This window comes from Pseudomonas sp. PDM03 (assembly GCF_014852385.1).
In the GTDB taxonomy this organism is placed as follows: domain Bacteria; phylum Pseudomonadota; class Gammaproteobacteria; order Pseudomonadales; family Pseudomonadaceae; genus Aquipseudomonas; species Aquipseudomonas migulae.
Genome location: NZ_JACVBM010000012.1, coordinates 132,407 through 158,728, shown reverse-complemented (window position 1 = coordinate 158,728; position 26,322 = coordinate 132,407). Strand labels below are relative to the sequence as shown.

Genomic DNA, 26,322 nt, shown 5'->3' with positions numbered 1-26,322 from the left:
AGTCCTTGTAGGAGCCGGCTTGCTGGCGATGGCGGTGTAACTGCCAATGAAGAACTGACGGCCTCTTCGCCGGCAATCGCAGCTCTTACAAGGGATTTGTGCAGGCTTTCAAACCGGGTCGAACAGTTCGTGACGAGGTTCGCCCTCGCCGCTACAGATGACCCGATTGCGGCCGGTGGTCTTGGCCTGGTAAAGCGCCTGATCGGCGTCGTTGAGCCAGAGCGTCGCGTCTGTGTGCGCCAGGGTGAAAGCGGCCAGGCCGATGCTCAGGCTGACTTTCAGCGCCGGGCTCTGTTCGTAACTGAGGGTGGCAAAACGATCCCGCAGGGCATCCATGGCCGCCGCGGCGCTGCCGAGCGCAAGGTCCGGGAGAATCACACAGAACTCGTCACCGCCGTAGCGGCCGGCCACGTCAGTCGCCCGAAGGTTCTGTTTGAGCACCTTGCTCAACTGCCGCAAGACGATATCGCCGGCGACATGCCCGTAGGTATCGTTGATGGCTTTGAAGTGATCGACGTCGATCAACGCAATAGCCCCACCCCGATTCTGTCGTTTACAGCGCTGGAATTCGACTTCCAACTGGTCCTTCCAGGCACCATGGTTGAGCAGGCCGGTGAGGCTATCGGTGCGACTCAGGGCGAGCAATTCGCGCTTTTGCCGGCCAAGCGTGGTGGCCTGGCGAAAGCAGATCCAGCCCAGCGCCAACGGATAGAGACACAGCAAGGGTAAACAGGCGTAAAGCTGCAGTTGACTGGTTTCAGGAATGAAGGCCGGCGCAAACAGAAAGTATCCGACGCAAACGCCCAGAAGTTGCGCAACCGTGCCCACCAGCAGGAATCGCAAACCTCCAATGGCCACATTGTTCATCGCCATCATGGCAATGGTGGTTGCGCTGGGCAGCGGATTGAATTGCATGGCGGCGACCCAGAAGCCGCCGAGAAAGGCGTCGACCAGCAGGTTACGGTGTTCGGCGTGGTAGGGAACCTTCGCCCGACGCGCCCATTGGTAGGCCACGTGTGGCCAGAAGATTCCGTTGAAGAGCATCATCGCCCAGACCCACAATGGCGGATCGAGCGGGTACATCGCGGCGGCCACGCACACCAGTCCCGCGGCTAGCCCCAGGCTTCGCGATGCATAGAGCCTCCTGGCCAGTGAAAGTCCTTTTCCTCCCGTTTTTCCCATAAGGCCTCTGTACCGCTGAACGGAACCTGATCACACCTGGGGTTGCGGGTGTGCTCGAAGTCTAACAGGGCAACGTCAAATAGCCATCACCGGCCAGCAGTCTGAATACCGCGGTATAGACAGGAGGCGAGCCCCGAATGTTTGGCTATACCTGAAGAGGCAAATAACGAGAAAAAAGGAGGCCCATGCAGACTTTCCAAGTGTTGATCATCGGCAGCGGTTTCGGCGGCCAGTGCGCGGCGATCAATTTGCTCAAGGCCGGCATCGATGATTTTCGTCTGTTGGAACGTCGGGACTTCTTCGGCGGCACCTGGTGCCAGAACACCTACCCCGGCGCCGCCGTCGATGTGCCCTCGCCGCTGTATTCGCTGTCCTTTGCGCCCTATCGCTGGACGCAAATGTTCGCCGAACAAGCCGAATTGCACCGCTACACGCAGCACGTGGTGGAGCAATTCGGCCTGCGCGACAGGGTGGAACTGGAGGCGAACGTCGAACGCGTCGACTGGGACGACGACGCCAAACGCTGGGCGGTGCACACCGCGAGCAAAGGCACGTTCTACGCGCAGTTCCTGATCAACGCCACAGGGCCGCTGAGTCAGCCCGTCGTCCCACGCTTCGAGGGCCAGGAGCGCTTTCAGGGCAAGACTTTTCATACCAACCATTGGGATCACGCCTACGACTATCGGCATAAACGCGTCGCCATCGTTGGCAGTGGCGCCAGCGCGGCCCAGGTAATCCCGGCGATTGCTCCGGACGTCGCGCATTTGCATGTGTTCCAGCGCACACCGCACTGGGTGCTGCCACGGGGCGATCGCACTTTTGGGCCTTTCCAGCGCTGGTTGCTCGGCCTCAAACCCGCCTACAAGCTGCTGCGCTGGATGATCTACTGGCAATTCGAAACCCGGGTGATTGCCTTCAAATATTCGAAACCGGCCATCCGCATGGTCCAGCAACACGCCCTGCGCTTCCTCAAACGACAAGTGCCTGACCCTGAACTCAGACGAAAACTGACACCGGACTACGCCATCGGCTGCAAGCGGGTCATTGTTTCCAGCACCCTGTACCCGGCACTCGGCCGCGACAACGTGACCTTGCACAGCCGCGAGCAAGGCATTGCCGCCATCGACGAAACCGGCATTGTCATGCAGGACGGGCAGCACATCGACGTGGACCTGATCGTCTGGTCCACCGGTTACGACGCCACTGACGGGGTCATTTCCTACCCGGTCAGCGGAAAAAACGGCAAGCAACTCAGGGATTTCTGGGCGACCTACCCTCGTGCCTACCTCGGCACCAGCCTGCCGGACTTCCCCAACCTGTTTATCGTCACCGGTCCCAACACCGGCATCGGCCACACGTCGGCGCTGTTCATCATCGAATCGCAGATGAATTACATCCTCGACTGCATTCGCACGTTAAAAGAACAGGGTTTGCGCAGCATCGAAGTACGCCCCGAGGCAGAACGTACCTACACTGAAATGATCCACCGGGAGATGGAACGCACTGTATGGAAGTCAGGAGGCTGCCACAGTTGGTATCAAAGCAAGAGCGGTCATGTAATCGCCATGTTTCCGGGGTTCAGTTTCAGCTACCACCGATTGACCCGGGCACTGAAACCCGCCGATCACATGCTGTCCTGATCAGAGAGAAGGGAGACGCCTGATGCTTTTGTTGGTTGTTGCTATTGCGGTTTTCGCGGCCTGGAGCTGGTTGAGCTACCCGGCCATCGGTTATTGGCTCTATGACTTGAACATGGCGGCCGAAGCCAAGCTGTATCGGCTACACAAAATCGTCGTGCCCATCGCCGAAATGACCGTCTCGACCTGGCAAGGCGGGCCTTATGAAGCGTCAAGCAGTGTGCTGATGCTCCACGGCTACAGCGCCGACAAGAATATCTGGCTGCGTTTTGCCCGGCACTTTGTCGGCACCTACCGGGTGATCATCCCCGATATCGCGGGGCATGGCGAAACCGGCTTCAAGGCCGGCGGCGGTTATGACATTCCCTTGCAGGCCAAACGAATGATCCAGTTGCTCGACGTCTGCGGCGTCGAGAAGGTCCACGTGATCGGCAACTCGATGGGCGGCTACATGGCAGCCTGGCTCGCGGCCACCTACCCGGAGCGCATCGCGTCGGTCGCGCTGATCGACCCGGCCGGCGTGACCGCCCCCGAAATCAGTGACCTGGAACGCCACCTGGCCCAGGGGCACAACCCGTTCCTGGTTCACTCCCGAGAAGAATTCCGGCGCTTCTACGCCATGACCATGGCCGAACCACCGTGGGTGCCCGGCGTGGTGCTGGACGCCATCGCCCAGCGTTATGAACAGTCCCGGGATGAGTTGGCAGAAATCTTCAGCGACTTCCGCGCCAGCCCGCCGATGGAGCCAAAACTGCCCGACATCAAGTGCCCGGCGCTGCTGCTGTGGGGGCGCAAGGACCGCTTGATCGATGTCAGTAGCGTGGCGATCTGGAGCAAAGGCATCGAGGATCTGCGTGTAGAAATCTGGGACGGCATCGGCCATATGCCGATGGTCGAAGAGCCAGGGAGCACGGCGCGGTTATATCGGGAGTTTTTGGCATCCCAACGCTCGGAAAGCCCTCAGGACCAGAGGATGCATTGAGCAAGCAGTCCTTGGAAGAATGAAGTCCGTAAGATTCTTCGTTTGTCGGCGGCGCTGAAGGCTGCGATCTTTTCCGCATCCTTTACGTCACCGCGCCAGGAATTTTTTCATGAGCCACCCGAGCTTTGTCAGCCCTGACCTGATCCGCCAACGCTTCTCCAAAGCGATGTCCGACATGTACCGCGAAGAAGTGCCGCTGTACGGCGCGCTGATGGAACTGGTGGAACAGACCAACCGCCATGTACTGGAGAGCGATCCGCAGATCGCCCGACAGTTGAACAGCACCGGTGAAATCCAGCGCCTGGACCTGGAGCGTCATGGCGCCATCCGCGTCGGCACCGCCGCTGAACTGGCCACCCTCGCCCGGCTGTTTGCGGTGATGGGCATGCAACCGGTCGGCTATTACGACCTGACCCCGGCCGGCGTGCCGGTGCATTCCACGGCGTTCCGCGCTGTGCATGAAGCCGCACTGCAGGTCAGCCCGTTTCGAGTGTTCACCTCGTTGCTGCGTCTGGAATTGATCGAAGACCTGGAACTGCGCGCCTTTGCCCAATCGGTGCTGAATAAGCGCTCGATCTTCACGCCAAAAGCATTGAACCTCATTGATCGTGCCGAAACCGAAGGTGGCCTCACCGAGTCCGAGGCCCAGGACTTCGTCGAGCAAGCGCTGGAAACCTTCCGCTGGCACCACAGCGCGACGGTCACCGCCGAGCAGTACCAGAAACTCAGCGCTCAGCATCGCCTGATCGCCGACGTGGTGGCGTTCAAGGGCCCGCACATCAACCACCTGACGCCGCGCACACTCGACATCGACATCGTGCAGGCGCAAATGCCGGCCCACGGCATCACCCCTAAAGCGGTGATCGAAGGCCCGCCCCGCCGGCAGTGCCCGATCCTGTTGCGCCAGACCAGTTTCAAGGCGCTGGACGAGCCTGTCGCCTTCACCGATCAAGCCGAAAGTCGCGGCAGCCACAGTGCCCGTTTCGGTGAAATCGAGCAGCGCGGCGCGGCGCTCACACCTAAAGGACGAGCCCTGTATGACCGTTTGCTCAATGCTGCTCGCGACGAACTCGGGGACTTCCCCAACGAAGGCAACGCCGCACGCTATAACGCGCTGATGACGCAGCACTTCAGCGAATTCCCTGACACTGTCGAGGGCATGCGACTACAGGAACTGGCGTACTTTCGCTATTTCGTCACGGAGAAAGGCGTGGGAGCGCAGGCGCTTAAATCCTCGTCTCTGGAAGATCTGCTCAGCGGAGGCTATTTGCGGGTTGAACCGCTGGTTTACGAAGATTTCCTGCCGGTCAGCGCGGCGGGAATTTTCCAGTCAAACCTGGGGGATGCCGCGCAAACCCACTACGGCGAGCATTCGAACCGGCAAGCATTCGAGCAAGCCCTGGGACGATCGACCATCGATGAGTTGGGGTTGTATGCCGAGACGCAACGGCGCTCGATCGAGGAATGCTTCGCAACACTCCGTTAATCACCACCCCTGTAGGAGCCGGCTTGCTGGCGATGGGGCCCTTGGATTTGTATTGCTCTTAAGGGCCTTATCGCCAGCAAGCCGGCTCCTACAGGTTTTGTAGCGGACTTTTGTACCTATTTCAGCTTCGTCAGCAGCGCTTCAGCCGCCGCCTCGGACGACGCCGGATTCTGCCCGGTCAGCAGCAGACCATCGGTCACCACATAACTCGCCCAGTCATCCCCCTTGGAAAAAATCCCGCCCTTCTCCTGGAGCATGTCCTCCACCAGAAACGGCACCACATTGGTCAGTTGCACCGCCTCCTCCTCGGAGTTGGTGAAGCCGGTCACACGCTTGCCTTTGACCAGCGGTTGGCCATCCGCGCCCTTGACGTGACGCAACACGCCCGGCGCATGGCAGACCAAAGCGACCGGTTTACCCGCCTTGTAAAACGCCTCGATCAATGCGATCGAAACCTTGTCTTCAGTCAGATCCCACAACGGGCCATGCCCGCCCGGATAGAAAACCGCATCGTAATCTTCGGCTCGCACGCTGCCGAGCAACGCGGTGGACGCCAATGCGGACTGGGCTGCGGAATCCTTGCGAAAACGCTCCGTCGCAGCGGTCTGCGCATCGGGCTCATCGCTTTTGGGGTCCAGTGGTGGCTGGCCGCCCTTGGGCGACGCCAGCGTCAGCTGAGCGCCGGCGTCTTTGAAAGCGAAATACGGTGCCGCGAATTCCTCCAGCCAGAAGCCGGTTTTCTTACCGGTATTGCCCAATTGATCGTGGGACGTCAAAACCATCAGGATTTTCATGTCGCGCTCCTTGAATGTGGGAAATGTACGGTTATCTCAGCGCAGTTTTGACCACCCGGCTGCGCAGTTCGTTGCACTTGTTACACGGGTTCTCTCAGTGATGGCTAACCGCCTTGATGCGCAAGAAGTTGCGCAATCGACCGAGCAAATCCTCCGGCTTCACTGCGCAACATCCGGCTAATCAGGGCCTCCAGCCGAGTGCGCAAGAAGTTGCGCAGTGCTGCGCAACTTCTTGCGCACATTACGCACAGATCCTTGCGTGGCGTTTCAAAAACAGTCGCAAAACCTTCTCAAAGCTTTGTTTTATATGGCTTTTATCGTTTATGGCACGGACCTTGATAACAGTCATGCACCCACCGGGCGATACCGCCTCCCGGGCACCTTTATTTATTCAGCAAGGAGAGCATCCATGGCAACACCAGCGTACATGTCCGTCACTGGCGAAAAACAAGGCCTGATCACTGCCGGCGCCTTCACTGCCGACTCCGTTGGCAACACCTACCAGGAAGGTCACGAAGACCAGGTCATGGTTCAGGCTTTCAGCCACGACGTGATCATCCCGCGTGACCCGCAATCCGGCCAACCGACCGGTCAGCGCGTACACAAGCCAGTCGTGATCACCAAGGTCTACGACAAGGCTTCGCCTCTGCTGCAAGCTGCTCTGACCTCCGGCGAGCGCATGAGCGAAATCGTTATCCAGTGGTTCCGTACTTCGGCTCAAGGTACTCAAGAGCACTACTACACCACCAAACTGGAAGACGCGATCATCGTCGCCATCAACAACAAAATGCACAACTGCCAGGATCCAGGCAACTCGCACTTCACCCACCTGGAAGAAGTGCAGTTCACCTACCGCAAAATCACCTGGACCCACGAAGTATCCGGTACTTCGGGTTCCGATGACTGGCGTGCTCCAGTCGTTTAATTACGGCTGATCGTTACAAGCATCGGCCAGCTCTGCTGGTCGATGTTGTTTACGCCCCTCCAGAATTTCGCGTGCGTTGATCCGCTTTGCGGTTGTCGACGAACGCCGCTCCACAGCACGAGGAACAAGGGATGTTCGCGCCGGCCAATCAGACTCACTTTGCCCTGACCATCGAAGGTCTTTCCAGCGACTTCCAGGTTTTATCCCTGCAAGGTCGGGAAGCCATCAGCCAGCCGTTTGTGTTTGAGGTGGAACTGGTCAGTGAAAAGCCGTCCCTGGACCTCGAAAGCCTGCTGCACAAACCGGCCTTTTTGCAGCTCTCGCCCGACGGCAGCGGCATTCATGGCCAGATCTATCGCGCCGCCCAGGGTGATTCCGGCAAACGCCTGACCCGCTACGCGGTGACCCTGCGCCCGCAACTGTCCTACCTCGCGCACCGCATCAACCAGCGCATCTTCCAGAACCTCACCGTACCGAAAATCATCGGCCTGGTCCTCGAAGAGCACGGCATCCAGAGCAATGCCTACCAGTTCAAAGTCGGGGCGATTTATCCCGAGCGCATCTACTGCGTTCAGTACGATGAATCGGACCTGCAATTCGTCCAGCGCCTGTGCGAGGAAGAAGGTATCCACTACCACTTCGAGCACAGCGCCACGGCCCACAAACTGGTGTTCGGCGATGACCAGACGGTGTTCCCGAAACTCGCGCCCGTGGCCTATCAGCAAGACTCCGGCATGGTCGCCAGCGACCCGGTGATCAAACGCTTCGATCTGCGCCTGGAAACTCGCACCAGCCGCATCACCCGCCGCGACTACGACTTCGAAAAACCGCGCATCAACCTCGAAAGCGAACACCGTGGCGACGCCCTGCCCGACCTCGAAGACTACGATTACCCTGGTCGCTTCATCGACCGCGAACGCGGCAAGCACCTGGCCAAACGTGCCCTCGAACGTCATCGCAGCGACTTCCAGCTGGCCGAAGGCAAAAGCGATCAGCCGTTGCTGGTCAGCGGCCATTTCCTGGCCCTGACCCAACACCCGAAAGCTAAATGGAACGACCTGTGGCTGCTGACCGAAGTCCTGCACGAAGGCAAACAGCCGCAAGTGCTGGAAGAGTCGGTCACCAGCAGCACGACCAACCTGAAAGACGACTTCCATCAGGGTTATCGCAACCGCTTCCAGGCCACTCCGTGGGACGTGCCGAACCGCCCGCCGCTGACGCAGAAGAAACCGCGCATTCTCGGCAGCCAGAGCGCCGTGATCACCGGGCCCAAGGGTGAAGAAATCCACTGCGACCAGTACGGCCGCGTCAAAGTGCAATTCCACTGGGACCGCGAAGGTCAGGCCGACGACAAGACCAGCTGCTGGCTGCGCGTCTCCTCCGCCTGGGCCGGTGCTCACTACGGCGGCATCGCCATCCCGCGAATCGGCATGGAAGTGCTCGTCACGTTCCTCGAAGGCGACCCCGACCAGCCGCTGATCAGCGGCTGCCTGTACCACAAGGAAAACGTCGTCCCGTACGCCCTGCCGGCGAACAAGACCCGCACCACCTTCAAAACCCTGAGTTCACCGGGTGGCGCAGGCTTCAACGAACTGCGCATCGAAGACAAGAAAGGCCAGGAACAGATCTTCCTCCACGCCCAGCGCGACTGGGATGAAAACGTCGAACACGACCAGAAGATCCGCGTCGGCAACGAACGCCACGACACCGTGGAGAAGAACAGCTACAGCGAATTCAAGGCCGAAGAACACCACACCGTTTATGAAGACCGCAAAGTCGAAGCCCGCGCCAACGACCACCTGACCGTGGGCGTGAACCAGCACATCAAGATCGGCACCGGGCAATTCATCGACGCGGGCCAGGAAATCCACCTGAGCAGCGGCATGAAAATCGTGCTCGAAGCCGGCAGCGAACTGACCCTGATCGGCGGCGGCAGCTTCATCAAGATCGATGCCGGCGGCGTCACCCTGAGCGGCCCGGCGATCAACATGAACTCCGGTGGCGGACCGGGCAGCGGGACGGGGGCGGCGCCGATATTGCCGGGGCCGTTGAAGCAGGCGGATGCGGATAAGCCAGGCATGCCTATCGAGGCATTGGTAAAACAGAACATGGTGTTCAGGCAGACACCTTCGGGGGTCTGTGAAGTATGTGAGGCAGCAAAAGCAGCGAAAGAGGCGCACAAATGACCAACATCAATGGCCGCAATGGATTTCTGCTGATGGATGGTGCGCATTTGGAAGATGCAGTGGTTTGGCTCTATCAAAACTACCCAAGCCACCAGCCGATGCCCCTGCTACTCGGAACACCTTACGAACCCATTGCCGAAGCCGGCCCCATTCTGCTCGACGCCCCGATGGGTAGTCCCGCTTATCAGGCGTGGTCGCATGCGGATGGAAACCTGAGTAACGGGATATGGCTGCAAACCCAGCAATCGGCTAGCCAGGTATTCAATACGTTACAGCGACGAATCCGAATCTACTCCCCGGATCGAAGAGAGTTCTGGCTGCGCCTCGGTGACGCAGCACCGATACGACGAGCGTGGCTCGCAGGCGCAGTCTGGCCAATCGGCTTTTGGCATGGGATTGATTGCGTGTGGGTCAATCATGAAGGCACTGCGAAACGTGCGTGGGCAAATGAAAAACCCAAGGAAGATTGTGCCCCCAACGATAGCGGCATCAATGCGCAGATCGTTTTAACCTGGCCGTTGCTTGAGGCATTGGCACCTGATACCGATACATCACAGGAAGTCGTGTAATGACCCAACCTGCGCCAGCAAAAGCAGAATTCAAACCGGCCGGCTGCCCATTACTCACCGCCGTGATACCACTACGTTACGCCATTGGCCCAACGCCCAGCCTTGATGTCAGCGCAATGAATTTGCCGCCGCTTAACGGCAACTTTCCCGAGTTGGGTGACAAGAATGCGGTAACTCGTGGCAAGCCATTGAATTATGTCGCGCGCTTCCTCCGCAACGGTCACCTGTACGTATGGCAAACCTCCCCGGCAAAGCTGGTCGAGTTCACTGTCGAAAATACGATGCTGCAAGAAACCGCTCGCGGCGGCAAAGTCATCGACAAGAGTAAAAAACCATATTTGATGCTGCCAGCTGGTACACCGGCGATGCTCGCCTGGTCGCCAACCCAATGGACCGATCAACAGTTCGCGGCGGCTAAATCAAAAGCCAGCACGCGCACGCGGGTGATGCGAGCGTTCACACCTGGCGCCGCCCCAGCCAGCGGTAAAGCAGAGGGCATTTATGACTTCATTGGCGACTATAAAGAGCCGGAAGGTTTTCAATGGAGTTGTGAGTCATCTACCCAAAATGCGCCTAAATGGAAGCCAACCTTGCAGGCTATGCAGCGTTGCGAGCAGCAGGCGTATGTCATTGCTGATGATGCGTGGGGTGTCTGGAAAGATTTGGCCGCGATGACACGAGCCAGACAAGCTGCGTTTGACGATCTTCGTCAAAAACGCAGCGATGATTGGGCTATTGCTGGTGCGCTTAAATCACTAAGCGATAACGACTCTAAAATTAAACAAGAACTGCCTTCAATGACCCGCCATGCCGAGCTTCTGAAGGTATGGAAGGAGCAGGAAACTGAAGAGTCCAGAAACAAGGACGATATTCGGCGGATAACCCAACTTTGGAGTGATTGGCTTCAAACATTTAATACCAAGGGCCCATCCACTCTTGATACAGCGGCAGGCCATTATGATATTACCCAACCGGAGGCTCGAGTTGAGCTGGAGAAAAACTTTGCAGCAGCTTGCTTGGGACCTGCTGGCTGCAGCATCAGCGCCAAGGCTCTGGCTGTAGCACTTGACCCTGAAAAAGGAAAAGAAGGACACTCTTGGTTGATTTGGTCCTTGTTGGGGTTATCTCAGCGTATGGGCCTCGCTGAGCTGAAATCACTGTTAGATATTTCTGACTCTATTAATGACAATGGCGCTGCCATGGCTACTGCGGCGAGCAGCAAGGTCAAAGATTTTTTCGCTGCAATTAATAAAGTTGCTCATAATCTGGCCTCACATACGCCCGCCCCGATATTAGAGGCGCTGTTCCTGTCTCTTGCTCCCGTTGCTGGTAACGAGTTACATGATAACGGGAAGCCTCCAAGCACCTTGGCAAGGATTTACATGGGTGCTGCCATGGCGCGAAGCGGTCAACGCATCGAGGCTGTCAACGCCACCCCGAAACAAATAGGCGAGTGGCTAAGCGATTTGATGGGAACACGCCCAGCTGTGCCGAGTAAAAAGTTAAAATTAACGCCAATTGCTTCCGCTGTACAAGACGCACTTCCCTTCTTTATTCTTGTTCCTGCAAAAACAACAGGAGCCGCAGCTGAAAAACTTGCGTCTGTTTCTGAAATGGTTACACCGGAGACAAACCTGAAAAATTTGCTCAACCTTAGTAAAGATTCAATGGACAAAGCCCCAGTAAAATGCGTAGTTGCTTTAATGGCCGCTGTAAATTTTGGATACGCATTAAAACAACTAATTGATAAACGATCAGCGAAAGGCGTGATAAACCTTGTAGGTGCTGGCGTGGGTCTTGGAGCCGCAACAGCAGCGGTTTGGCAAAAAGTCGCCGAAGTAAACTGGGAAGCAGCAGTTAAATCTTCGGGCAACAATTCCTCAACAGCTCGAATTGCATTGGCAGATGCTCTTGGATTTAGCTGGAAAGCAGCGGGCTTACAAAGCGTTGTCTCAGCATTCGATATTGTCGTGTATGGCATGGAAGCATTTGAGTCCTATCAGGACGGGGACTTTAATACATCTGTTATCAATGCAGGCTTAAGCGTTGCGTCAGCGGCAAACCTCGCTATATATGTTCAAACTTTCCGGACAATTCGTGCTGCACGCGCGGCAGTAATATTTGGCGAAGCAGCTGCAGTTGGTCGAGGCGTAAGCCAAGCACCTCACCTGGCTTTTAAAGCAGTGGGCATAACAATAATCATTGTGGGCGGCGTCGTAGCCAGACTTTATACTCAAGACACCCCTCTAGAGAAATGGGTTAAAGGCACGCGCTTTGGCACAAGCCCAGCTGACTGGTCAAAAACTTATGCTGAGACCATGACTGAATTTTATAAAATTGTTTTCCCTATCAGTTTTGATGCATACCGTTTGAACGAACTGAACCCCTACAGGGGAATGGTAGAAAGCACCTACCTGATGCTTAAACTCCCCGGAAAAACTGAAATAACTGACAACATGATTCTTTTCGAAGGCGAAGAGATATGGGGAGGTATTTTCGGCTATGGCAGCAAGCGCGAAAAGGTAACGTGGACTGGAGACAACTTTGATCGCCACGAAGGCACCCGCGTAGCGAATGATCCAGGTGTTGCCACTTACAGGCGCGTGTATCATACCGACCGAGAAGGCCGAGCGTTAAATCGTATCCGTGGTCAATTGACCTACTCTCCACTTGAAGGTGTGTCTTTACCGCCGATAGAAATCAAGGACATCGCATGGCTCTGAAAGACCTCATAAAACAGGCAAATGCAAAATATGGAGCCCCGCCTACGGTAGTTCTCAGGGCTGACGAGCCAACAGGCAAGGCCCCTTTAGAGCTATTCATTACCGATGAGCACACCGAAAATTATCTTACATTGAAAATGAGCGGCGACGCTGAACGGGGTGCAATGACAGGCATGCTTGCAGGCATCGCATCTCCGCTTGGACTGCTTCTGTCGCTATGGATGGCGATGGAAGCTGAATGGGCGTTGGCAGCTTTATCTCTCGCCATTGCGATTCCTATGTTTGTAATTCCTTTCTTATTTGAAATCAGCCGACCTCTTCCTTTACCCGTTCTATTCAATCGCCGCACTCGTGAAGTTTACTTTGAAAAAAAAGGCGAACTATTCCATTCCCCATGGGATGGAATTCAAGCTATGGCGTGCGAATTTCAAATTGTCGGACCCTATACTGGCGGCATTGGAAATACGTCTTTAGATATAATGCTTCATCGTTTTTGCGACCCTGGCAATTCATTAATGATTAGCCTCGGATCACCAATAGGTAAAACCCTGGATATGCAAAAAGGATTTTGGGAATACATACGCTCCTACATGAACAATGGACCATGGTTTGACGAGAAAGGCAATCACAGCCAATCAGATACTTTTGTGAAAAGTCAACTAAACCTAAACACGAAACCCTCTAGCTTTCTTGCTCATTGGCGAAAAACCATCGCTGACAAAAAAACCGCAACAAATGGAAAGAACTATCTCAGTGGTATGGATGCGCTCATGCTTCTAGGACACATAATGTTCTATCCTACCCATTGGATTCAGGATTTCACCTATAACATTGCAAAACGTAAATCTCGTAATCGGTGGCCAAAGGTCGTGCTGGAGCGTTTACAGTCAGATGGCCCCACTACTAGATTGATTGATATTGAGAAGTAGAAGAAAAAATCAAGAACTTCCGCCATCTCTATCCTGGGCATGGAGTTGTGGATAGCGCTTTTAGGCCGATGGGAAGCCGTAATATCGCCAGTGGTGTTCGGAGCACCATTTTTCCTCCCCCACTCCTGTGGGAGACACTTTAGCCACCTCTACCGATACTTTTCAACCGCACGACTCGCTGCCAGAAAATAGGAAATCACATGGCTCTGGATGACCTTGTAAGACAGGCGAATACAAAATATGGAGCCTCAAAAACCACAACCCTTAGTTTTGATCAGTCAACAGGCCAACTCCCTATGGAACTGTTCATTACCGACGAGCACTCCGAGCATTTTTTGTCACTAAAAACTGGCGGAGATACAGACCGTGGGCTCATCACTGGATTAATGGCTCTCGGATCGATTCCATGCTTTCTAATAGCCCTATGGCTATTAGCGACCGGCAATTATGAAGGCGCCAGCAATGGGTTAATCGTGGCTGTGCCATTGGTAGCAATTCCCTTCCTCTGGGAGACATTTCGCCGATTACCGCTGCCCATAATTTTCAATAGACGCACTCGCGAAATCTACTATGACAACAATGGGGAGTTGTATCACGCACCTTGGGATGGGCTAAAAGCGCTGACATGTGAATTCCAGATGGTCGGACCTTATACAGCGGGCATGACTAATGCCTCTCTGGAAATACTGGTTCACCAATTCGGTAATGCTGAGAACGCGCTGATGATCAGTCTTGGTACCCCGATGGGAAAAACGCTAGACATGCAAAAGGGCTTTTGGGAATACATCCGATCATACATGAACAACGGCCCCTGGTTTGATGAAAATGGAAATCCGAGCGACTCCGACAAATTCGTTAAGACTCAGCTCGCATCGAATCTTAAACAGTCGGGATTTCTTGGTCATACTCGCAAAGTAATAGCTGACAAAAAAGCCGCTGCTAACGGTAAAAACTACTTAAGTGGTATTGATGTCGCAATGCTTTTGGGCAACCTATTTTTTCACCCCTCAAGCCTAATTCAGGATTTCACCTACAAAATCGCTAACCGTCGTTCGCGTAATCATTGGCCGAAAATCGTGCTTGAACGTTTACGGTGTGATGGACCATCATCTAGATTAATCGACCTTGAGAAAGAAGCTGACTCCTGAAAAAGTTACAGTTTCAGACAACATAAAAAAGCGGGCGATCAAACGATCGCCCGTTTTTTATGCACGCTCAGCCAATAAACTCTCTTCAACCTCATACTTGACCACCACCCGATTCTTATAAAGCCGCGCACTCTCCAATACCTGACTCTCCTGCCCCTTGCTCCTCACATCCCGCCAGATTTCATTCTCCCGAAACACCCGCCCGCCTTCACGCACAAACCGGTGTTCCCGTTGATAAACGTGATACCGAAACGCCCGGATCTGATCACACAACAACTCCCCCTCCAACTGCTGCTCAGCCACTTTCAACTTCAGCTGAAAGTGCCGATCCGTCGGGTTGTGCAACACTAGGTCGATGTAGTTGTAAAAGATTGCCGCCCCGGAACCGAATGGCAGCACGCGCCCCTCGTCAGGAAATGGGTCGAAGCTGTGATTCGATCGTTCGACTACCAGCAGCGGGGAGTGAATCGCCATCCAGTGGATCAGGTTGCTTAGTTGGCAAATCCCGCCACCGACGCCGCTGCGTGCTTCACCAAAGGACAGCTCCATGCCTTCGACGTAACCGCGTTTTCGGGTCGGTCGGCCGACCAGACGGCAGAAGGAAAAGTATTCACCGGGGCCAATGACCACGCCGTCTATTGAAGCCACCGCCAATTTCAGGTTCACGACTTTGTTGTGTTGCAGCTGCACATCGGAGTTGCCGAGTTTGCGGATCAGTTTGGAGGTGTGTTTGAGGTATCGGTACGGCAAGCGCTCAAAGGTGTCTTTCGGGCGAGCGTAACGTTTGCGGGAGAAGCGCCACGCCAGTTGGCGGAACAGTCTTTTTTGCCACACGCGCAGCCAGTAGAGGGCCGGGTGATAAAGGGAGAGAGGTTTCATCCGTGTCAGAACGGCGGCTGCCGTTTTCATCCTTTACAAGAAATGCTGGGCATCCTATCGGATTTATGCAGTGCATATTGCACTTGAAGAAGGTGTTCGCCCAGTGTAATGGCCTCGGCAATCCATGCACTGGTAAAGAGCCCTGACACTGGGCGAACGGGAGGGATTTTAATAGAAGTTGGCGGATATGTCCGTGTGCATAAACATGAAATTTGTGTACACAATGTTTAACAAAATGTCGATTGCAATATTACACCGACAACTATTAAACCCACCAGTTAGACCATTAAATCTGATCATTCCTATACAAGAAACTGTACAGGAATGATCAAGCTGTAGAGCCAAGACTCAACTTTAGTGTTGAGTGGTCACTTTCAATACATCGGTATACGTCACGACGACGCTCTGCCCTACTTTCAAGTCTTTCAGTTTTTTCTGAACTTCAGGCTTTTCAACGTTGACGGTTTTCGAGTGTCCGCGGGGCCCCTTGAAGGTCACCTGATTTTTCGCCAAATCAATTTTGGTGATTTGCAGTTGTACTTGCACCTGACGGAAGGCTTCACCCCCAGGGTTGGGGTCGTCTTTGGTGGCGCGGATTTCTCCGGTGCGTTCGGTAGAGCCCGGCAGACCTTTGTCGACATCAGTGTCGAGGTAAGCGGCAACCGAGCGGATAACCTCGACAGTGACCTTATCACCGACCTTCAGGTTACCCAGATTCTTGGCCTTGTCGCTCAGTTGTAGATTAACCTCACGGCCTTCAGCACCTTCAAGGACGACTTGATGGTTAGCGGCGTCTACGGCCAGGACTTTGGTCGTGACTTGATCGGCTTCAACGACGGCAGACAACGGAATGTCCGCCGCTACGGTGCTAAAGCTGACAGTGGACAGCACAGTGGCGAGGGCGATGGCTTTGGTCAGAGCATGAAGTTTCATAAGCGGGACATTCCCTGTGGTGGATGGCAGCAGACGGCTCTGAATCGAGGTTCGGCGCCGTCTGTGCCACTGAGCATAGACGCTGTTCAGCGATTGTCCGCCGTCTCTTGCACGGGTGGATGCGGTACGTCGGAGTATTTCGAGGCACGCGCTGTCGAGAGCTGCGACTCAATACCCGGTCATTTCCAGATAGCCCTGCCCCGCGTGACTGCCGCTCAGGCGCACGGGGCCTTCCCAGTACGGAATGCGCAAATTCATCCAGGCATTGCGATTGAGGGCATCGAGGGTGATGTCGAGGTGCTTGGCGGGAATTTTGATTGACCAGCGCACCGGCATCGAACGACCGGCGACTGTCGCGGTGTCTTGTGGCGTGAGGGTGATGTCGGCGGCGTGCAGTAACTGAGTCTGGCCCTGCGCGTCGATCCAGGTGCCGGTGAGATACGGCTCGCCGTTTTTCTGCCGCATACGGTACAGCATGACCTGTTCGCCGCTGTCCAGGTGCAGGGAAAACCAGTCCCACCCCGTCTGATTGGCGGTCAGTGGCTGGCTGCTCCACTCGCGGTCAAGCCAGGCTGGACCGCTGACCTGATAGGCCTTGCCGTCGATATCCAACGTGCCGTTGGCCTGAAAAAATGGCTGGCTGTAGTAGTACGACGCCTGGCCCTGTTCGGATTTCTGACTGAAACCCTTGTCGCCCTGCAGCACCAGCGGACGCGTAGACGTCAGCCGCAGCTGGTAGCCGAACGCCTTGTCGCGGGCACTGAGTTGAAGCTCCGCCAGAGGATCGGCGCCCTGGCTGCTGAATCGCCAGTCGTCGATCCACGCATTGAACGGGTCAAGACTCACACCCGCCTGACCAACGCCGCCCCGGGAATAGCGCTCGGCAGCATGATGCACCGCGGCAGAGGTCACCGCAGCATGCCCCAACCAGATCACCTGATTGCCCCAACCCGCCACCTCGGGTGCGGCTTTCAACGCACTGCGAAACAGCGTCCATTGCACGCCGAACTCGCGGCCCTGATCGTCCTTGAGGTTAGCCGTGACGTACCACCACTCGATCCGAAAGCCATCGTGAGGACCGTGATCCGCCGGGAAACTGAACACCCGGCCGGGCACCACCGATGTGAACGCGACGGCTTCGCCCCCGAGCCCGGCGAAACCTTTTTCAACCGGCGCCGTGTCATCGCAGCCGCTCAAAAAAAGTGCCAGCAACAGCGCGCCGAGCTTAATCCTCATGAGCAAACGTCCTCAGCAGGTCCGCCGGTTGCGAGCGATACAGCGCGTACAGCGGCCACGCCGACGCCAGCAAGGTCGCGAACAACGCCAGCCCCATCAACTGCAACAGCTGCAACGGAAAGACCCGCAACGGCAGGCGCCAGCCGAACGCCTGAACGTTGATCACCGTGTCCAGGCACCACGCCAGCGCGATGCCCAACGGCAACGCCAACATCAGCGTCAGCACCGCCAGCAGCCAGGTTTGCCCGAGGTTGAGCAGCATCAATTGTCGGCGCGTCACGCCCAGCGCCCACAGGGGCGCGAGTTGTCCGAGGCGGCTCTGGCTCTGGGTCAGCAGGCTGATGAACAGCGCCACGCCCGCAACTGCGAGGGTCAGGCTGTTCAGCGCGGCAGTGGCGGCGAAGGTGCGTTCGAACACTTGCGTGGACCAGCCCTTGAGCCGGGCCTGATCGACGATGCGACTGTCATCGAGGGCGAAGCGCGCTTGCAGGGTTTGCAGGAACGGCGCAATCAACGGCGGGTCGATGCGCAGGTTGAAACGGTTCGGCGTCAGTTGCGGCCAGCCGCGCAGCAGGTGGTTGACGTTGACCAGGAGGTGGCCCTTGGGGTTGCCGTAGTCGGCGTAAATCCCGACGATTCGCGGCGACCAGGGTCCCGCCGGTGTGGGAATCGTCAGGTGGTCGCCCAAATGCACTTTCAATCGCCGCGCCAGTTGTTCGCTGAGCATCAAGGCGTCGTCCTTGGCCAGACGGTCCCACGGGTTGTCGCCCAAGGCTTCCAACAGCGGCCAGTGCTGGCGATAGGTCGGGTGATCGATCACGCCGAACACGTCCGCGGGCCAGCCTTGCAACTGGATCGACACCTGCCAGTTGGGCAGCACCGCGCTGAGTGAGGGTTGCTGTTTGAGCCAGCTCTGCAGTTCTCGGGCCTGGGCCGGATTTTGCGGGTTCACGTACAACTCGGCAGTCAGGCGTTGTTCGAGCCAATTGCTGAAGGTCTGGCGGAAACCGGCGGTCATGCTGCCGGCGCCGATGTTCGCCGCCAATGCCAACAGCAGCGCCATCAGCGCCAGGCTCAGGGCCGGCAGTTGCTGGCGGCAATCGGCGAGAAACCATTGGCCGAGCACCGAACGGCTGCGATGCAGCGTCAGGTTCAGCACGCTGTTGAGTACTACCGGCAGTGCCAGTGCGGCACCGATCAACAACGCCGCCATCAGCACAAATCCACTGGCGAGGCTGTCGCCCCGGATCAGCGCCAGCAACGCGATCACGCCGGCAATCGCCGCGACCCAGGCCTGGCGCCGCAACCAGCGAGCGTGAGCCTGATGCCAGGCTTGCGGATCGGCCAGGGCCAGCAACGGCAGGCGCGCCGCCCGCAACAAACTGTTGGCACCGGCCAGAAACGCGCCGAACAGGCTCAGGCCGACGCCACTGAGCCACCACCATGGACTGAGGCTCAACTGCCCCGCCACTTCGGCACCGTACAAACCGCGCAAACTGGCGGCGACATCCGGTAGCAACACGCTGGCCAGCAGGTAACCGCTGGCAACCCCGGCGAGGCCGCCGATCAGTGCCAGGCCGCCCAGTTCAACGGCGAGGCAAGCGATCAACATCCGTGCGCTGACACCACAGGCGCGCAAGGTTCGCAGCAGCCCTCGGCGTTGTTCCAGCGCCAGCCCGATGGCCGCGTGAACGATGAACAGGCCGACCACGAAAGACAGAAAACCCAAGGCATCGAGGTTCAGGTGAAAGCTTTCGGTGAGGCGCGAGAGGTTGTTTTCTTCGCCGCTGCTTTTGAGTTGGAGCTGGCTTTTGAACTGATCCGGCAAGGTCGCGGTGAAATCCTTGGGCAGCAGCAGACGTGACAGTTGCTCCGGCAGCCCCAGAATCTGCTGGGCGAAGCCGATATCCACCAGCAACACGCCGGGGGCCATGTCGGTTTGAACATGCAGCGGCGGCAATGTCGCCCCGCTCAACGTCAGCGGCTGCTCGCCTTCGCGCATGCCCAACGCTTGCAACGTCTGCGGCGAAATCCAGGTGCTGCCCGGCGGGCTGAAAAACCGGACGATCTGCTCGATGTCCAATGCCCGCCCGGCCACCGCTGACCCGGCCGGCAGCGACACCGGCTCGATGCCCATCAGTTGCAAGCGCTGGTCTTCATGGCCCTTGAGCGTCACCCGCCCTTGCAGCACCGGCGACACAGGCCAACCGTCGCGGCGCAGTTCGATAAACAATGCCTGAGAAAAAGTCCCGCCACCGGGTGCGCTGAGGCTGGCCTGCGGCTCACCGCCGATCAACTGACTGGCCCGCGCATAACTTTCCCGCGCCTGACTGTTGAGCGCCTGCACGCCGGTCAGCAGGCTGGTGGCCAGCCACAGCCCGGTCAGCACACTGAAAAACTGCACCGGGTGCTGCCGCCAATGGCTGAGCAGCGCCCGCAACGTCTCGCGAAAGACCCGCACCTCAGTGCTCGTCCGCGCCAGCCAGACGGCCACGGTGCAGCACTACTTTTTCTGCGAGGCGCGCGGCCACTCTCGGACTGTGGGTGACCATCAACAACGTCGTCGGACTGTCGTCGAGCAGTTCCAGCAACAACTTCAGCACTTCATCGCTGGTGGCTTCATCGAGGCTGCCGGTGGGTTCGTCGGCCAGCAGCAATTTGGGTTGCGATGCCAGCGCCCGGCCCAGCGCGACTCGCTGTTGCTGGCCGCCGGACAACTGCTCGGGATAACGCCGCAGCACATCGCCCAGGCCCAGACGCTTGACCAGATGCGCCTGCCAGCGCGCATCATGCCGCCCCGCCAGTCGCGCCTGGAACGCCAGATTGTCTTCCACGCGCAAACTGCCGATCAGGTTGAACTGCTGGAACACCAGGCCGATTTCGGTGCGTCGCCAGTTCGCCAGTTGCCCTTCACTCATTCGTTCAAGCTGATGTTCACCACTGCGGATGCTGCCGCTATCGACCTTGTCCAGCCCGGCGATCAAGTGCAGCAAGGTGCTTTTGCCGCTGCCCGACTCGCCCATCAGCGCCAGGCTGCTGCCGGATTTCAGCGTCAGGTCGACACCTTGCAGCACCGACAGCGGACCTTGCGGAGTGGCGTAGCTTTTGAAAACGCCTTGGACCGAAAGCATGGGTGAACCTGTTTGAGGGGCGTGGGGCAAAGGATAGCTGCAGCGAAACTGGAGTTGGGGCAGATTTCAGGTTTGCGTTGCACGTTAGGGCCCCATCGCGAGCAGGCTCGCTCCCACATTGGATCTTCGTTGCGCCAAAGATCAAGGTGGGAGCGAGCCTGCTCGCGATAGGGGCAACTCATTTTCGGCTCAAAAACTCAGCTCTTCACCCCCACCCACGTAAAACACAACGGCAATTGCGCCTCTCGCTGCTGATACTGATCATAAATCTCCTCCCGGTTGGAATGCGGATATTCCTTGAAGTGGCTGATCTGCAACCCCGCTTCGATGGCGCCGGTGAACATCTCGCTCAGGGTGTGGACGAACCAGTAGGACGTCGCGGCCTGCTGTTCGACTTTGCCTTCGTAGACGATCGGCTGGTCCTGCACGAAAGGTTCGCGGCGGAAGTACGAAGTGACCGGGCGAAAGGGATCGTCTGATTCGGGGTCGAACATTTCCAGGAACGGGTGGGTTTCGTACACCACCAACGCCCCGCCGGGCTTGAGGGTGCGGGCGACGTGGCGGAAGAATTCGCCGATGTCCGGCATCCAGTTCAATACGCCGATGGTGATCAGGGCCACATCGAACCGGTGGTGCAGTTCACTCGGCAGGTGATGAATGTCGGCCTCGACGAATTCAGGCGCGTGCGGCGAGCGGGAAGCCAGTTCCCGCGCCTGATCGAGAAACGCCGCGGATTGGTCAACGCCGACGACGCTGCGGGCACCGAGCGCAAACAGCGAAAGACTTTCGCGGCCGTTGTTGCAGCCCAGTTGCACCACGTCCTTGCCGTCGACCCCGACCTGCTCCAGCACGCCGCGCAACGTGTCGTCGATGCAGCAGAAATCGCCCAGTGCCACGGCCTTCAACAGGGACGGCCATTCGGGATTGTCTTTGTGGTGTCGGGCGGAGTCATTCCACGCATCGCGGTTGCTGGCGATGGCTTTTTCTTTGGTCAGCATTTCCATTGCACGCTCCAGAACTCGGTTTTATCAGACCGGCCCGAGTCTAGATCAGCGTTTTTGAAAAACCCATGTGGTGTTTGTTGGAATGTTGTAAGCCGGCAACGCCCCCGTACGGCAGCTATAGTTAATGGCCTTGGGGAATTGCGGGACAACCGATTTCGCAGGTGCTGCCATGAAACACACCGATTTGATGCTGTTGCTCATCTTCTGCCTGACCGCCACCACGGGGGTTCACGCGGATGACAACCTGCCGCCGCCGTCCGGGTACAGCAGCGAGTTCAACTATTACGGTGAAAACCAGCCGTTCGCCCACCCCGTTCCGCCGACGCTGAGCACCGTGCCACCGCGCTCGTACATTCCCACGGCGCCGCAGGATTTCATCCCGATCTCCAGCGAGCACGTGTTCTCCGATTCACGGTTGCCGACTGTCGCGGATGCCACCGTCCGGGTGTTCATCCGCTCCTATGACCCGGAACTCGGCGTCTACGTCAACGAAGAAGTCGTCGACCCGACCTGCTTGCTGGCCTGCCTCAGTCGACAGGGCCAGGCGACGCCCGTCTACCACTGACGCTTGTCCGGGCGGGCGAGGCCGAGTTTTTCGATCCGGTAACGCAGCATGTCGCGGCTCAAACCCAGCAGGCGCGCGGACTTGGTGACGTTCCAGTCGGTCTTGTCGAGCATCTTGCGCACCATGTCGCGCTCGACCTCCGGCAGGTTCATCGACTCGTTGCCGTTGTACGCCGGGCGCACTTCGTTGTGGGGCGCCTCGGGCATCGCCACCGGCTCGTCCACCAGGCTCAGGCAGACGTTCAACTGGTGCGCGGCGATGGTGTCGTACTGGGCCAGCAGCACGGTTTGTTCGAGCATGTTGCGCAACTCGCGCACGTTGCCCGGCCAGCTGTAGCTCATGAGCAATTCTTCGGCCTGTTCGCTGAAATGCAGGTTCGGTTTGCCATAGCGTTTGCCGTGGATGGCGAGGAAGTGCCGGGCCAGCAACAGGATGTCTTCGCCACGGGTATACAGGCGCGGCACCTTGATCGAAATGATGCGCAAACGGAAGAACAGGTCGCGGCGGAACTTGCCCTGCTGGACCATTTGTTCAAGGTTGCAATTGGTTGCGCTGATCACCCGCAAATCGACCTTGCGCTCCTTCACCGAACCGACCCGGCGAATGGTCCGGTCTTCCAGCAGCTTCAGCAGTTTGGCTTGCAGCAGAAGGTCCATTTCCCCGACTTCATCGAGAAACAAGGTGCCACCATCCGCCGCCTCCACAAGACCGACGCGACGGTCCTTGGCGTCGGTGAATGCCCCCTTCTCGTGACCGAACAGCTCTGACTCCACCAGATTGGAGGGAATCGACGCGCAGTTGAATTCAATGAACGGGCCCTTGCTGCGCGGGCCGTCGAAATGCAGCGCGCGGGCCACCAGTTCCTTGCCGGTGCCCGTCTCGCCTTCCACCAGCACCGGCGGCAAATCCGCGTTGGCCATCCGGCGCTCGGCGTCGAGCAACTGGCCGATGGTGTTTTTCAGAAAGACCATGGGCCCCGATTCGCCGATCAACGCCTGCACCCCCGACTTCTGCGCTTCGCGTTCCTGATAGAACGACAGCGTGCGCTCCATCCGCTCGGTGGCCAGGGCCTTGTCCAGCAACAGCTTGAGTTCCGGCAGCGCCACCGGTTTGGTGACGTAATGGAACGCGCCTTCTTTCATCGCCACCACGGCGTCTTCGACATTGCCGTAGCCGGTCATCATGATCACTTTCAGGTCCGGCGCGCTGATACGCAGCTTCTGGATCAGATCGTGACCGCTCATGCCCGGCAACGAGTTGTCGGTCAGTACGACGTCCGGGGCAAACGTGTTCATTTGCTGCAGCGCATCTTCAGCCGAGTGGCAGACCGTCACCTCGAAGTCTTTGCGTTCCAGGTAGGTCTGAAGATTCCCGGCGAGGATTTCGTCATCCTCGACCAGCAGAATGCTGTACCCCATATTCCCCTCCCGTTGCCACTTTGAAGTTCAGACAAACGCGGGTTCCTTCCTGCTCTTGGCTGGTCAGTTCGACCGAACCTTCAAAACGCTCCATTATTCTTTTGACCAGGGCCAGGCCCACACCCAACCCGCCTTGCTTGGTGGTGAAAAACGGTTTGAAAACCATTTGTTGCTGCTGTTTGGTCATGCCCTTGCCGGTATCGCTCAGGGTCATGCGCAAGAGTCCGGACTGCGGCGACTCGATATCGATGCTCAGCACGCCGCCCTTGGGCATGGCTTCCAGGGCATTGGCGAACAGGCTATTGAGAATTTGCGTGAACAGCACCTGTTGGCTGACGACCGGTGGGCAAACCTGCGGCGTGAACCGGACTTCGACACCGGAGCGCTTGATCAGCGCGTCAAAGGCACTCAGGGTGTCGTCGATGGCCAACACCAGGTCTACGGTTTCGTAGTCGTCATTCACCGGCCGCAACGACACCAGCAACTCGCGAACCCAACGCGACATGCGATCGACCTGGTTGATGATGTCGCCGATGTTCTTTTGCGCGCTCTGACTGGCGATTTCCTGGGCCAGTTCGGCGCTGGAGCGAATGTTCGCCAGCGGGTTGCGCAAACTGTGGGCCACGGCCGAAGACATTTCCCCCAGCGCGACGAAGGTTTCGTTGGCGATCAGCTGTTTCTGCTGACTCTCGATCAGCTTCGCCGCACGCCGCACAATCCAGAACAGCCCCAGGTAGATGGCGGCACCACCGAGCACAGTGGCCAGCCAGATGGCCTTGAAACCGCGCTGGATACGTTCAACCAGATCAGTAGGCTCCTTGTAGACCTCGACCATGGCGATGACTTTGCTTTTGTCGGCGTTGAACATCGGGATGTAGTTTTCAACGAACAGGTACTGGGGCTCGTGCAACAGTTTTTGTTCGGGACGTTCTTCATCGACTTCGTGGTAGCTGGTGGAAACGGGCTCCTTCATTTCGAAAGATTCGTCCAGTTCATCGTCGTCTTCGATACGTACGCCGATCAGCTCCGGGTTGGTCGACCAGACCACGGTGCGATCCTGGGCATACACCGTGGCCAACAGCAGGTCCGGCAGGTTTGCCACATGATCGAGAAACTCGATGCGCGCCGCAGCACGTGCGCCCGGGTTCACGTCGGGATGGGCGTTATCCTGGCGAGAGTCGAGCATTTCGCCCATGGTTCTTTCCGGGGAAATCGATGCGTGGCGGATTTCGGCAGCACCGATGGCCTGGATAAATTGCGCGGTCAGCATGGAATCGCGTTCGATGCTCTCCTCCACCACGAAACGGGTGGAGATGTACCCCAGCCCCGCCGCCACGGCGGCAATGATCAAAAAACTGGCAAAGGAAAACCAGCGCAGCAGATTGAACTCGCCACGCCAACTCGTGCATTCCCCCGCCGGAAGGTTCGACGGAGCAGGTACTTTTTGTTGTTCGAGTATCTGCATGGTGGGTCCTGAATTCGGTACTGGCATGAAGCCTATTCAGTGGCGTATCGCATCAGTGTAGGTGTCATTGATCGAGTCGGCGGTTCAATGATAGTAATTCGCCGCTATGGCACCTGCGCCGCTTGCAACGATTGCTGACGATCGGTTTCCTCCTGCAAAAAATCAATGATGGACTGCGCCGCTTTCTCATCAAGGCGCAGGTTTGGCATCGGGATTTTGTCGAAGCGTTGAAACAGTTCCAGCGCAATCGGGTCTTTTTCGGCCAGCATGCGATCCGGTTCGCGGATCCAGCGATTGAGCCAGGCGGGATCGCGCACGCGGGTTACGCCGATCAGGTCCGGGCCGATGGCGCGCATGCCGATGCCCTGCCCGTCTTGCGGCCCGAGGCTGTGGCACGAGGCGCAACGGGTGCGAAACAACTCTTCGCCGTTGCTCGGCGGGCGGATCTCGGGCGCATCTGCATAATTTTCTTCAACACTGGGTTGCTTCCAGTTCTGCAAGGTATTGGCCAACTGATCGGCGAGGATCCATGGGTTCTCGAACGGTGAGGCTTTCATCCAGCGACCGGTGCCCTGGTTGCCGACGATCAGGCTCAGGTTGTGGTCCTTGCTGCGACCGTTGTCGACGCCCTCGATGAACAGCCCGAGCTTTTTGCGCAGGTCGGTGACGGCCTCGAACTCCCCGGTGAGGAACTGCCAGCCCGGTCCGACTTTGAAGCGCTGCGCGTAGGCCTTGAGCACCTCGGGTGTATCGCTCAACGGATCGATGCTGATCGAGTAGAAAAAAATATCCTGGCCGACCCGGGGCCCCAACAACTGCTGCACCTGGCGTAGGCGCGCGGTTTCCAGCGGGCAGGAATCGCTGCACGTGGTGAAGATGAAGTTGATCACCACCACTTTGCCTTTGATCATGTCATCGAAAAAACGCACCTGCCGACCGTCCTGGTCGGTCAGCAAGGTGTTGGGAAAGTAATCGCGCCCCCAGGGTGTCGCCGAATCCGTCGGTGCCGGCGACAGTGCGCCTTCATGAGCGAGCAGCACCTGGCTGGCCAGCAAAAACGTCACCAGTACCAGAATCAGGTGCATGCCCAGAGCGCGGGAGCGCGGCGTGTGCAGTGTCATGTCGGCTCC

At 57.5% G+C, this 26,322-nt stretch carries 21 protein-coding genes; 10 read left to right on the top strand and 11 right to left on the bottom strand.

All coding sequences use genetic code 11. The annotated features are described in order from the left end of the window. Positions 1 to 108: 108 nt before the first annotated feature. Complete coding sequence (locus tag IB254_RS17785) at positions 109 to 1,182, bottom strand: diguanylate cyclase (RefSeq protein WP_192418404.1); 1,074 nt, start codon at positions 1,180 to 1,182, stop codon at positions 109 to 111. Between the two features lie 185 nt (positions 1,183 to 1,367). Between IB254_RS17785 and IB254_RS17780 the strand changes: the two genes are divergently transcribed. From IB254_RS17780 to IB254_RS17770, 3 genes are all read left to right on the top strand, one after another. Next, on the top strand, positions 1,368 to 2,822 hold the full coding sequence (locus IB254_RS17780; RefSeq protein WP_192418395.1) for a flavin-containing monooxygenase: 1,455 nt from the start codon (positions 1,368 to 1,370) through the stop codon (positions 2,820 to 2,822). 22 nt (positions 2,823 to 2,844) lie between these two features. After that, the gene (locus IB254_RS17775) at positions 2,845 to 3,801 is read left to right on the top strand and encodes an alpha/beta fold hydrolase (RefSeq protein ID WP_008044917.1); all 957 of its coding nucleotides are present in this window, start codon (positions 2,845 to 2,847) and stop codon (positions 3,799 to 3,801) included. A 109-nt stretch (positions 3,802 to 3,910) separates the two neighbouring features. Next, positions 3,911 to 5,287 carry a VOC family protein gene (locus tag IB254_RS17770; protein WP_192418393.1) on the top strand — a complete coding sequence of 459 codons (1,377 nt, stop codon included), beginning with the start codon at positions 3,911 to 3,913 and terminating at the stop codon, positions 5,285 to 5,287. Between the two features lie 116 nt (positions 5,288 to 5,403). On the opposite strand, the gene IB254_RS17765 is transcribed toward IB254_RS17770, so the two are convergent. After that, positions 5,404 to 6,081: a type 1 glutamine amidotransferase domain-containing protein gene (locus IB254_RS17765; RefSeq protein WP_192418391.1), complete on the bottom strand. Its 678-nt coding sequence runs from the start codon at positions 6,079 to 6,081 to the stop codon at positions 5,404 to 5,406. Between the two features lie 409 nt (positions 6,082 to 6,490). Here IB254_RS17765 and IB254_RS17760 point away from each other — a divergent pair, with 409 nt between their 5' ends. The 6 genes from IB254_RS17760 to IB254_RS17735 all read left to right on the top strand — a co-directional run bounded on the left by IB254_RS17760 (position 6,491) and on the right by IB254_RS17735 (position 14,561). Then, a complete protein-coding gene (locus IB254_RS17760; protein WP_007919523.1) occupies positions 6,491 to 7,006 on the top strand; it encodes an Hcp family type VI secretion system effector in 516 nt (171 codons plus the stop codon). Between the two features lie 131 nt (positions 7,007 to 7,137). Then, entirely contained in the window at positions 7,138 to 9,192 is a 2,055-nt protein-coding gene (gene tssI, locus IB254_RS17755; protein WP_192418389.1) for a type VI secretion system tip protein VgrG, read from the top strand. Further along, positions 9,189 to 9,761 (top strand): DUF4123 domain-containing protein, encoded by a 573-nt coding sequence (locus IB254_RS17750; RefSeq protein ID WP_223480498.1) that lies wholly within the window; start codon positions 9,189 to 9,191, stop codon positions 9,759 to 9,761. The genes tssI and IB254_RS17750 overlap by 4 nt, the downstream gene beginning before the upstream one ends. Further along, positions 9,761 to 12,484 carry a toxin VasX gene (locus IB254_RS17745; RefSeq protein ID WP_192418387.1) on the top strand — a complete coding sequence of 908 codons (2,724 nt, stop codon included), beginning with the start codon at positions 9,761 to 9,763 and terminating at the stop codon, positions 12,482 to 12,484. The genes IB254_RS17750 and IB254_RS17745 overlap by 1 nt, the downstream gene beginning before the upstream one ends. After that, positions 12,475 to 13,413, top strand: a complete 939-nt coding sequence (locus IB254_RS17740; protein WP_192418385.1) for a DUF6708 domain-containing protein — start codon at positions 12,475 to 12,477, stop codon at positions 13,411 to 13,413. Before IB254_RS17745 ends, IB254_RS17740 begins: the two co-directional genes overlap by 10 nt. A gap of 200 nt (positions 13,414 to 13,613) precedes the next feature. Continuing rightward, positions 13,614 to 14,561, top strand: a complete 948-nt coding sequence (locus IB254_RS17735; RefSeq protein ID WP_192418383.1) for a hypothetical protein — start codon at positions 13,614 to 13,616, stop codon at positions 14,559 to 14,561. 57 nt (positions 14,562 to 14,618) lie between these two features. Here IB254_RS17735 and IB254_RS17730 read toward each other — a convergent pair whose 3' ends face one another. From IB254_RS17730 to IB254_RS17705, 6 genes are all read right to left on the bottom strand, one after another. Continuing rightward, positions 14,619 to 15,440, bottom strand: a complete 822-nt coding sequence (locus IB254_RS17730) for a VanW family protein (protein WP_192418381.1) — start codon at positions 15,438 to 15,440, stop codon at positions 14,619 to 14,621. A gap of 354 nt (positions 15,441 to 15,794) precedes the next feature. Next, entirely contained in the window at positions 15,795 to 16,373 is a 579-nt protein-coding gene (locus IB254_RS17725) for a hypothetical protein (protein WP_192418379.1), read from the bottom strand. A gap of 168 nt (positions 16,374 to 16,541) precedes the next feature. Then, complete coding sequence (locus IB254_RS17720; protein ID WP_192418377.1) at positions 16,542 to 17,609, bottom strand: lipocalin-like domain-containing protein; 1,068 nt, start codon at positions 17,607 to 17,609, stop codon at positions 16,542 to 16,544. Continuing rightward, positions 17,599 to 20,070 (bottom strand): ABC transporter permease, encoded by a 2,472-nt coding sequence (locus IB254_RS17715; RefSeq protein WP_192418455.1) that lies wholly within the window; start codon positions 20,068 to 20,070, stop codon positions 17,599 to 17,601. Before IB254_RS17715 ends, IB254_RS17720 begins: the two co-directional genes overlap by 11 nt. Before the next feature lies 1 nt (position 20,071). After that, complete coding sequence (locus IB254_RS17710; RefSeq protein WP_008034147.1) at positions 20,072 to 20,740, bottom strand: ABC transporter ATP-binding protein; 669 nt, start codon at positions 20,738 to 20,740, stop codon at positions 20,072 to 20,074. A gap of 197 nt (positions 20,741 to 20,937) precedes the next feature. Next, positions 20,938 to 21,744 (bottom strand): class I SAM-dependent methyltransferase, encoded by an 807-nt coding sequence (locus IB254_RS17705; protein ID WP_192418375.1) that lies wholly within the window; start codon positions 21,742 to 21,744, stop codon positions 20,938 to 20,940. A 169-nt stretch (positions 21,745 to 21,913) separates the two neighbouring features. Between IB254_RS17705 and IB254_RS17700 the strand changes: the two genes are divergently transcribed. Continuing rightward, entirely contained in the window at positions 21,914 to 22,309 is a 396-nt protein-coding gene (locus IB254_RS17700; protein WP_192418373.1) for a hypothetical protein, read from the top strand. Here IB254_RS17700 and IB254_RS17695 read toward each other — a convergent pair. From IB254_RS17695 to IB254_RS17685, 3 genes are all read right to left on the bottom strand, one after another. Continuing rightward, positions 22,300 to 23,727: a sigma-54-dependent transcriptional regulator gene (locus IB254_RS17695; protein WP_192418371.1), complete on the bottom strand. Its 1,428-nt coding sequence runs from the start codon at positions 23,725 to 23,727 to the stop codon at positions 22,300 to 22,302. The genes IB254_RS17700 and IB254_RS17695 overlap by 10 nt on opposite strands. After that, the gene (locus IB254_RS17690) at positions 23,696 to 25,192 is read right to left on the bottom strand and encodes a sensor histidine kinase (RefSeq protein WP_192418369.1); all 1,497 of its coding nucleotides are present in this window, start codon (positions 25,190 to 25,192) and stop codon (positions 23,696 to 23,698) included. The genes IB254_RS17695 and IB254_RS17690 overlap by 32 nt, the downstream gene beginning before the upstream one ends. 104 nt (positions 25,193 to 25,296) lie before the next feature. Beyond that, the gene (locus IB254_RS17685) at positions 25,297 to 26,313 is read right to left on the bottom strand and encodes an SCO family protein (protein ID WP_192418366.1); all 1,017 of its coding nucleotides are present in this window, start codon (positions 26,311 to 26,313) and stop codon (positions 25,297 to 25,299) included. Positions 26,314 to 26,322: the final 9 nt, after the last annotated feature.